The 8,957-nt window shown below is 73.1% G+C and carries 8 protein-coding genes; 1 reads left to right on the forward strand and 7 read right to left on the reverse strand.

The window, feature by feature from the left end:
* Positions 1-235 precede the first annotated feature (235 nt).
* The 6 genes from FXF52_RS32330 to FXF52_RS32355 are packed head-to-tail and all read right to left on the reverse strand — an operon-like array spanning position 236 to position 6,901.
* Positions 236-1,573, reverse strand: coding sequence for a glutamate mutase L (locus FXF52_RS32330; RefSeq protein ID WP_148802711.1), 1,338 nt, complete (start codon positions 1,571-1,573; stop codon positions 236-238).
* Positions 1,570-1,962 (reverse strand): hotdog domain-containing protein, encoded by a 393-nt coding sequence (locus FXF52_RS32335; RefSeq protein ID WP_148802714.1) that lies wholly within the window; start codon positions 1,960-1,962, stop codon positions 1,570-1,572. Before FXF52_RS32335 ends, FXF52_RS32330 begins: the two co-directional genes overlap by 4 nt.
* A complete protein-coding gene (locus FXF52_RS32340; protein WP_148802717.1) occupies positions 1,959-2,720 on the reverse strand; it encodes an OAM dimerization domain-containing protein in 762 nt (253 codons plus the stop codon). The genes FXF52_RS32335 and FXF52_RS32340 overlap by 4 nt, the downstream gene beginning before the upstream one ends.
* Positions 2,717-4,279, reverse strand: coding sequence for a lysine 5,6-aminomutase subunit alpha (locus tag FXF52_RS32345; RefSeq protein ID WP_148802718.1), 1,563 nt, complete (start codon positions 4,277-4,279; stop codon positions 2,717-2,719). Before FXF52_RS32345 ends, FXF52_RS32340 begins: the two co-directional genes overlap by 4 nt.
* Positions 4,276-5,847 carry an amidohydrolase gene (locus FXF52_RS32350; protein WP_148802721.1) on the reverse strand — a complete coding sequence of 524 codons (1,572 nt, stop codon included), beginning with the start codon at positions 5,845-5,847 and terminating at the stop codon, positions 4,276-4,278. Before FXF52_RS32350 ends, FXF52_RS32345 begins: the two co-directional genes overlap by 4 nt.
* 4 nt (positions 5,848-5,851) lie before the next feature.
* The gene (locus tag FXF52_RS32355; protein WP_187413850.1) at positions 5,852-6,901 is read right to left on the reverse strand and encodes a zinc-binding alcohol dehydrogenase; all 1,050 of its coding nucleotides are present in this window, start codon (positions 6,899-6,901) and stop codon (positions 5,852-5,854) included.
* Positions 6,902-7,059: 158 nt separating this feature from the next.
* Between FXF52_RS32355 and FXF52_RS32360 the strand changes: the two genes are divergently transcribed.
* Positions 7,060-8,466 carry a KamA family radical SAM protein gene (locus FXF52_RS32360; RefSeq protein WP_148802726.1) on the forward strand — a complete coding sequence of 469 codons (1,407 nt, stop codon included), beginning with the start codon at positions 7,060-7,062 and terminating at the stop codon, positions 8,464-8,466.
* A gap of 157 nt (positions 8,467-8,623) precedes the next feature.
* Here FXF52_RS32360 and FXF52_RS32365 read toward each other — a convergent pair whose 3' ends face one another.
* Positions 8,624-8,818, reverse strand: coding sequence for a general stress protein CsbD (locus tag FXF52_RS32365; protein WP_148802729.1), 195 nt, complete (start codon positions 8,816-8,818; stop codon positions 8,624-8,626).
* Positions 8,819-8,957 lie beyond the last annotated feature (139 nt).

Below are 8,957 nucleotides of genomic sequence, written 5' to 3' on the forward strand. Positions count from 1 at the left end.
ACCGCGGCCGGTTCGCGCCGCCCCGCCGACCCCCGCCCGCTGGACCTGGCCGCCGCAACCACTCGGGTCGCTCGGCCAGCGGACGAAGGGACGAAGCGAACAACAGCCGCTTCCCGTAGTAGGACTCAAAGACGGTACGGCGTGCACCCCCGCCGCTGTCAACCCACCCCGGCCTGTCGTGTGTTGCACCACGGCGTGTCGCGTCGGCGAGTCTCGATCCGTGGCGGGTGGCGGCTCAGTCCGCGCCGAGGTGCCGGCGCAGCAGGCGGGCCGCCGCGCCCGGGTGGTCGGCGGCGAGGAGCCCACCGGCGGCGAGGACGTAGTCGACGTCGACGACCGCGCGGGCGGCCCGGGGCAGCGGCCACCCGCCGGCGTGGTCGGTGAGCACCGCCGCGAGCACCGCGGCGGCGTCCCCGGCGGGCGCGTGCCGCAGCACCCCGCCGGAGCCGACCATCAGCTTCACGTCGCGCAGATCCCGGCCGGCGCGTTCCCCGGTGGCCGCGCCGCGGGCGTGCCGGCGCAGCGCCACCGTCGCGGCGAGCTCGGCGATGCGCCGGTCGTCGGCCCGGTCGGTGTCGTCGGCGGGCAGGAATCCCGGGTCGGCGGCCCGCACCGCCGCAGCCGCCGCCAGCCGCTCCTCCTCCCCGCCGGTGAGCAGGCGTTCCTCGGCGGCGGCGCGGACCACGCCGGGGGCGCTCCACCGCATGCCCAGGTCCCCCTCGACGGTGCGGGCCCGCCACAGGGTGCCCGCGACCTCCCGGCCCGGCCCGCTGTCCCGCTCGTCGGGGGTGAGCACCGAGTACACATCGGTGGTGGCGCCGCCGACGTCGACGACGGCCAGGTCCCCGCCGAGCGCGTCGGCGAGGACCTCCACCCCGGTCAGCACCGCGTCCGGGGTCGCCGCCCGGACGAGGCGGGCGAACCGGCCACCGCGGGACAGTTTCTTGCCGCCGATGACGTGCCGCAGGAACACCTCCCGGATCGCCGCCCGCGCCGGGGCGGGGGCGAGCACCCCGATGCGGGGCAGCACGTTGTCGGCGACGGTCACCGGCACCTTCGCGGCGGCGAGCAGCGCGTGCAGGTCGTCGCGGACGTCACCGTTGCCGGCGAGGACCACCGGCACCCGCCAGCGGGCCTTCGCCAGCCGGGTCGCGTTGTGCGTCAACGTCTCCGCGTCGCCGCCGTCCGTGCCGCCGACGAGCAGCACCACGTCGGGGCGGGCGGCGCGCAGCGCCGTCAGGTCGGCGGCGCCGAGCCGCCCGGCGGCCACGTGCACCACGTTCGCCCCGGCGGACAGCCCGACCCGCCGGCCGGCCTGCGCGGTGACGAGGGGCTCGTAGCCGATGACCGCCAGCCGCAGCCCACCGCCGGCGGACGAGCACACGTACCAGGGCACGTCCCGGACGCCGGCGCAGGCGGTGGCGGCGCCGACCGCGGCGTCCAGGCCGTGCAGCACGTCCGTGCCGACCGTGGTCGGCGCGGCCGCCGCCGCAACCAGCCCGCCGCCGTCGAGGTCCACCACCGCCGCCTTGGTGTACGTGGAGCCGACGTCGGCGCAGACGGCGACGCTCACGCCGCCGGCGGTACGACCACGGTGCCGGTCGCGGTGACCGCCACGATCGGATCGGCGAGCACCTCGGCCGCGGACTCGCTCTTGTCGGGGCGGCCCCGGCACACCACCCGCGCCTCGAAGTCGATGGTGCGGCTACGGGTGCCCACCCGGGTCACCGTGGCCACCACCTCGAGCACGTCCCCGGCCTTCATCGGCGCCTTGAACTGCACGTCCGAGTAGGACGCGAACAGCCCCTCGTCGCCGTCGGTGCGGATGCACACCTCGGTGGCGACGTCCCCGAACAGGCCCAGCGCGTACGCCCCGTCGACGAGGTTCCCCGCATAGTGGGCGTGCGAGTACGGCACGTACCGTCGATGCGTCACCGTCAAACCCAGCCGTGCGTCGCTCATGCTCTCGCCTTCTTGTTCGTGATCAGGGCGTGGACGAGGTAGCTGGCCACCTCGCCCGGGGTGGTGCCACGGCCGAAGATCCGGTCGACGCCCAGCTCCCCGGTCATCGTCTCGTCGAAGCGGGGACCGCCGACGATCAGCAGCGGCCGCTTCCCCGCCGGCATGGCCTCCCGGAACGCAGCGGACATCTCCCGGGTGTTGTGCAGGTGCGCGTCGCGCTGGGTGACCACCTGCGAGACGAGGACCGCGTCGGCCTTCTCCCGCCGGGCCGCCTCCACCAGCTCCGGCACACTGACCTGCGCGCCCAGGTTGGTGACCTTCAGCTCCCGGTAGTACTCCAGGCCCTTCTCCCCGGCGATGCCCTTGACGTTGAGGATCGCGTCGATGCCGACGGTGTGCGCGTCGGTGCCGATGCACGCCCCGACCACGGACAGCTTGCGCCGCAACTTCTGCTTCACCACCGCGTTGACCTCCTTGGCCGACAGCAGCGGGAAGTCCCGTTCCACCACCTGCACCTGCGACAGGTCCACCAGGTGGTTCACCCGCCCGTACACGACGAAGAAGGTGAACCCGTCGCCCATCTGCTTGGCGTGCACCAGCATCGCCGGGTCGATGCCCATCTTGTTGGCCAGCTGCACCGCCGCACCCTCGGCCCGCTTGTCGTGCGGCACCGGCAGCGTGAACGACACCTGCACCATGCCGTCACCGGTGGTGTCCCCGTACGGCCGGACGATCTTCTTCTCCGCCGGGGCCGTCACGGACGGTCTCCTTCCAGGATCTCGGTGGCCGGGTTGTAGTAGTCGGCCTCGTGCTTCGCCACCCCGTCGAGGCCCTTGCCGCGGTCCGCGGGCCGCTTCATGATCCCGAAGGTGCCCTCGGCGATCGCGGTGAGCAGCGACTGGTCGCCGATACGTTCCAGCAGGTCGACGGCCTCACCGAGAACCCGGCGGGCACGCCGCTGGATGAACCCGCCCGGCGCGGGCACGAAGTCCTCGTGCAGCCCACCGGCGGCACCCAGCACGTACCGCACGTTCTGCAGGGCGATGTCCCGGTCGGACAGCCACGGCGTCACCACCGCCTCGGTCATCATGCCGACCAGCAGGATGCCCTGCCCGGTCATGGTGCCGACCAGGTTGAAGAACCCGTCGAGCAGGTTGCCGCGGAACACGTCCCCGGTCATGTGCTTCGTCGGCGGCATCCACTTCAACGGCGCGTCCGGGAACAACTCCCGCGCCAGCAGCGCGTGCGCCAGCTCCAGGCGGAACGACTCCGGCAGATCCGGGTTGATCTCGAACGCGTGCCCCAGCCCCAACTGCCAGTCGGCCAGCCCCGCCTCGTGCGCGAAGTACTCGTTGAGCAGCTGCGACACGGTCACCGTGTGCGCCTCGTCGACCGCGTCGGCGGTGGTGAGGTAGTTGTCCTCACCGGTGTTGATGATGATCCCGGCGCGGGCGTGCACCTGCCGGGAGAACCGCTGGTCGACGAACGTGCGGATCGGGTTGATGTCGCGGAACAGGATCCCGTACATCGAGTCGTTGAGCATCATGTCGAGCCGCTCCAGGCCGGCGAGGGTCGCCATCTCCGGCATGCACAGGCCCGACGCGTAGTTCGTCAACCGCACGTACCGGCCTAGCTCCTTCGACGACTCGTCCAGGGCCGCCCGCATCAGCCGGAAGTTCTCCTGCGTGGCGTACGTGCCGGCGAACCCCTCCCGGGTGGCCCCCTCCGGCACGTAGTCCAGCAGCGACTGCCCCGTGGAGCGGATCACCGCGATGATGTCCGCCCCCGCCCGCGCCGCCGCCTGCGCCTGCGGGATGTCCTCGTAGATGTCGCCGGTGGCCACGATCAGGTAGATCCACGGCCGCTGCGCCGGGTCCCCGTACCGCTTCACCAGACGGTCCCGCTCGGCGCGGCGCCGGTCGATGCGCCGCACCCCGGCGGCGACCGCCCTGCGGGCGGCCTTGCGCGCGGCGGTGGCCGCCCGGCCGGTCGGCTGGGTGAACCGCACCGACCCGGCGGCGGCCTTCTGCGCCAGCAGCGTCACATCCGTCATCTGCTCCCGTGCCATCGCGTCGAACACCGGCGCCGCCACCCCGTGCCCCAACCCCACGTCGGCGACCACCGCGTCGACGAGCCGGTTCACCCACGGGATGCCGTCCGGATCCGCGCCGGTCACCCCGGCCAGCCGCAGCACCGCCCGCTCCACCGACACGGTGGTGTGGCTGCGCGCCAGATCCACCACCGGCTGCCCGGCGCGGCGCGCCAACTCCCGCGCCCGCGCCACCAGCGCGGGATCCAGATCAAGCTTCCCGCTCATGCCGACCCTTCCTCATAGATCACGTCACCGCGCAGCACCGTGGCCCGGCACACCGGCAGCGGCGTCGGGTCGTCCGCGCCGCGCACCTCCGGATCCTCGGCCTGCAGCACCGGCAGACCCCGGTCCACCCCGGCCGGGGTGGACCACACCGCGAACGTCGCCGGCGCGCCCAACGCGAGGACACCCTCGTTGTCCAGGTGCACCGCCCGCCACCCGCCGCGGGTGTGCGCCGCGAACGCCGCCCGCACACTCATCCGCTGCACCGGGTTGTGGTGCGCCGCCGCCGCCCGCACCGAACCCCACGGATCCAGCGGCGTCACCGGCGAATCCGACCCGAACGCCAACGTCACCCCGACCGAGTGCATCGCCCCCATCGGGTTGGACTCCAACGACCGGGACAGCCCCAGCCGCGACTCGTACATGCGGCCCGCGCCGCCCCACAGCCGGTCGAACGCCGGCTGCATCGACGCGACGATCCCGTACTCCACGAACCCGGCGATCAACCGCCTGTTCATGATCTCCGCGTGCTCGACCCGGTGCCGGGCCGCCCGCAGCCGGTCCACCCCCAGCTTCTCCGCCGCCTGCGCGAACCCGTCGAGGACCGTGGAGATCGCCGCGTCGCCGATCGCGTGGAAACCGCCCTGCAGCCCGTGCGCCGCGCAGTCCAGCAGATGGTCCCGCACCTGCTCGGCGGAGACGTACCCGTGCCCGCACGCCCCCGGCTCCCCGTCCAGGTACGCCTGCGACACGTGCGCGGTCCGCGACCCCAGCGCCCCGTCGGCGAACAGGTCACCCCCGGCCCCGACCGCGCCCAACTCCCGCGCCCGCGCCGCACCCAGCAGCTCACCCCAGTACCCGTACACCTCCGGCACCCCGGCCCCGGAGATGCCCAGCAGCCCGGTGAAGTCATCCTCGTCGGAGATCTCCGGGCCGCCGCACTCGTGCACCGCGGCGATGCCCAGCGACGCGGCGTGCGCCAACGCCGCCCGCTGCGCGGCGACGCGCTGCGGCCGGGTCACCGACGCGAACGCCGCCGCCCGCACCACGTGATGCGCGTCACGCCGCAACCAGCCCGACCGGTCGTACCCGGCGGCGGCCGCCGCGTCCGGGCACGCCGCCAGCAGCGCCTGCGACACCAGCGCCGAATGGATCGACGCCTGCGACAGATACACCCGCCGCCCCCCGGCGGCCCGGTCCAGCGCCGCCGCGTCCGGCAACGCCTTCTCCGCCCACGACGACTCGTCCCAGCCGTGCCCCAGCACCACCGCGTCACCCGGCAGGCCCGCCGCGAACGCCGCCACCGCCGCCAACAGCTCCCCGGCCGACCGCACCGCCGCCAGGTCCAGCCCGGACAGGGCCAGCCCGGTGTCGGTGGCGTGCACGTGGGCGTCCACGAACGCCGGGGTCACCAGCGCCCCGGCCAGGTCCACCACCCGGTCGGCGGCCGGCGCGTCCGCGTCGGCGCCCAGCCAGGCGATCCTGCCGTCGCGCACCAGCAGGCCCGTCGCGCTCGGGTCGGCCGGACAGTGCAGCACTCCACCGCGGTACAAGGTCGAGGGGTTCGTCATGGTGTCAGTCTGCCGCCAACCGCGCCTCGAACAGACGACGCACCCCCGGCTCGGCGCGCAGCAGCTCCAACGCCAGCTCCGCGTGCCCCGGCACGTACCCGTTGCCGACCAGCATCGTCACGTCCGCCGCCAGGCCCTCCGCGCCCAGCGCCGCCGCCGCGAAGCTCGTCGCCATCGAGAAGAAGATCACCGTGCCGCCGTCCTCGGTCGCCAGCACCGCCCCGTGCTCACAGCCCGGCACGTCCACGCACACCACGGTCACGTCCGCCGGCGCACCCAACGCCGTGGTCACCGCCGTCGACAGCCCCACCGGGTCCCGCGCGTCGGCCAACGCGACCGCGTCGGCCAGCCCGGCCGCCGTCAGCGCGTCCCGCTCCGCGGCCACCGGCACCACCCCGACCGTACGGCCCGCGCCCGCCCGCCGCGCCGCGGCCAGGGACAGCGACCCGCTCTTGCCGGCGCCGCCGATCACCGCCACCCGCACCGGCCGGGCGTCACCGGCCCGCCGCCGGCGCTCCACCTGCTCGGCGACCACCCGCGCGGTCAACGCCGGAGCCCCACACACGTCCAGCACCGCCAGCGACAGCTCCGGGTGCAGGTCCGCCGGCAGCACCGCGGCGATCGACCGGGCGAACAGGATCGCGTACCCGTCACACGGCACCTGCTCGCTGCGCCCGTCCCAGCGAGCGAGGCCGTCCAGGATCATCAGCGGCGTCAACGTCAGCGACACCAGCGTGGCCACCCGGTCACCCGGAGTGAGCCCCAGCGGCGACCGCCGACCGGCCTCCTCGACCGTGCCGATCAACATGCCGCCCGACCCGGTGACCGGGTTCTGCATCTTCCCCCGCGTCGAGATGATCTCCAGCACCTCGGCGCGGACCTTCTCCCCGTCACCGCCGTGCTTCTCCGACAACTGCCGGAAGCTCGCCGCATCGAGGTTCAGCCGCTCCACCCGGATCCGCACCTCGTTCGAGGCAATCCGCGGATCGGCGTCCAGCCGCCAGGCCGCCTGCGGCAGCACCCCCGCCGGTTCCACGACGCGGTGCAGTCCCACCGGTGACGTCACGCCGACCCTCCTCCGTCCAGCCGCTCGAAGCCCCTGGTCAGGACTCGCGTCGCGGGAAAACTTCCGGCAGACTAATTTCTTCACCGGATATTTTCCAGTAGCCTTCGGGACCGTTGATCCACCCGCACCAACCAGGAGGAGGGGCCGTGACCCAGACCCAACCGGTGGAGACCATCCCTGCGCCCCACCCCGCACCCGCCGCGGTCCCCACCGCCGGACAGCCCTACGAATACCGCCGCCGCCCACTGGTCGAACCCGACTGGACCCGCTTCCCCGGCTGGCGCCACGTCACCCGCGAACAGTGGGAGAACGCCCAGTGGCAGCGCGTCAACTGCGTCAAGAACATCAAGCAGCTACGCACCGTCCTCGGCGACCTCGTCGACGAGACCTTCTACGCCGACCTCGAGGCCGACCAGAAGGCACTGGCCACCATGTCCATGCTGGTGCCCCCACAGATGCTCAACACCATGGTGCCGTTCGAGCCCATGACCACCGAGGCCTTCCTCGCCGACCCGGTCCGCCGCTACATGATCCCCGTCGCCTCCGACCGGCGCACCGACTGGCCCTCCCACCCCTACGCCAGCCGCGACAGCCTCCACGAGCACGACATGTGGGTCGCCGAAGGCCTCACCCACCGCTACCCCACCAAGGTCCTCGCCGAACTGCTCTCCACCTGCCCGCAGTACTGCGGCCACTGCACCCGCATGGACCTCGTCGGCAACTCCACCCCCACCGTCGACAAGCTCAAGCTCACCCTCAAGCCCGTCGACCGCTACGACGCCCACATCAGCTACCTCAAGGCCCACCCCGGCGTCCGGGACGTCGTCGTCTCCGGCGGCGACGTCGCCAACGTGCCGTGGAAGAACCTCGAGTCATACCTCATGCGGCTGCTCGAGATCGAGACCATCCGCGACATCCGGCTCGCCACCAAGGCCCTCATGGGCCTGCCGCAGCACTGGCTGCAGCCCGACGTCGTCGAAGGCCTCGAGCGGGTCGCCCGCACCGCCGCCCGCCGCGGCGTCAACCTCGCCATCCACACCCACGTCAACCACGCCCAGTCGCTCACCCCACTGGTCGCCAAGGCCGCCCAGACCGCCCTCGACGTCGGCGTCCGCGACGTCCGCAACCAGGGCGTACTCATGCGCGGCGTCAACGCCACCAGCAAGGACCTGCTCGACCTCTGCTTCGGCCTCCAGGGCGAAGCCGGCATCCTGCCGTACTACTTCTACATGTGCGACATGATCCCCAACGCCGAGCACTGGCGCGTCCCCGTCTGGCACGCCCAGCAACTCCAGCACGACATCATGGGCTACCTGCCCGGCTACGCCACCCCGCGCATCGTCTGCGACGTCCCCTTCGTCGGCAAGCGCTGGGTCCACATGCTCACCGAGTACGACCGCGAACGCGGCATCTCCTACTGGACCAAGAACTACCGCACCTCGATCGAGTCCGCCGACCTCGAAGCGCTCAACAAGCGCTACGCCTACTACGACCCGATCGACACCCTGCCCGAATCCGGCCAGGCCTGGTGGGAAGCCCACCGCAACGACTGACCGCCCCTCCTCGACGCCCCGCAGCCAGACCCGGCCGCGGGGCGTCGACGCATCTCAGGCCACCCCACGGCGCACACATGATCACCTCACACCTAGCCCACGACACGCCGGTGCCCCCGGCACCGGACCCGCGCCAGGGGCACCACGCCGGACCCGGTCAGCTCGTGAAGGAGCGGCCGCTCACGTCCTGGTCGCTCTCCTGGACGCGCTCGCCAGGCCGTCCGCCGCGAGCCTCCTCCTGCCGGCCCACCTGCTCCGCCCGCGACCGCTCCTGCCGGGTCATGTCACCCATCCGGGCCCGGGCTGCCCCGGCCACCCGCTCGACCTTGTCCTTGGCCTTCTCGGTGCTCATGTCGCCTCCTGCGTCGTTCCGACGAGCCGGGGGCTTTCACCCCTCCCTACCCGCGTCCCCGTCCCTCCGCCCGGAAAACCTCGGCGGACCTGGGACGAGGCACGTCGCACGGAACCGGACAATCGTTGGGCACCGGATG

The organism is Micromonospora sp. MP36, from assembly GCF_008119785.1.
Classification (GTDB): domain Bacteria; phylum Actinomycetota; class Actinomycetes; order Mycobacteriales; family Micromonosporaceae; genus Micromonospora.

Excerpts from the sequence above, each read along its gene's own strand:
- FXF52_RS32335 (WP_148802714.1), bottom strand. The coding sequence starts at position 1,962 with ATGAGCGACGCACGGCTGGGTTTGACGGTGACGCATCGACGGTACGTG.
- FXF52_RS32345 (WP_148802718.1), bottom strand. The coding sequence starts at position 4,279 with ATGAGCGGGAAGCTTGATCTGGATCCCGCGCTGGTGGCGCGGGCGCGG.
- FXF52_RS32350 (WP_148802721.1), bottom strand. The coding sequence starts at position 5,847 with ATGACGAACCCCTCGACCTTGTACCGCGGTGGAGTGCTGCACTGTCCG.
- FXF52_RS32365 (WP_148802729.1), bottom strand. The coding sequence starts at position 8,818 with ATGAGCACCGAGAAGGCCAAGGACAAGGTCGAGCGGGTGGCCGGGGCA.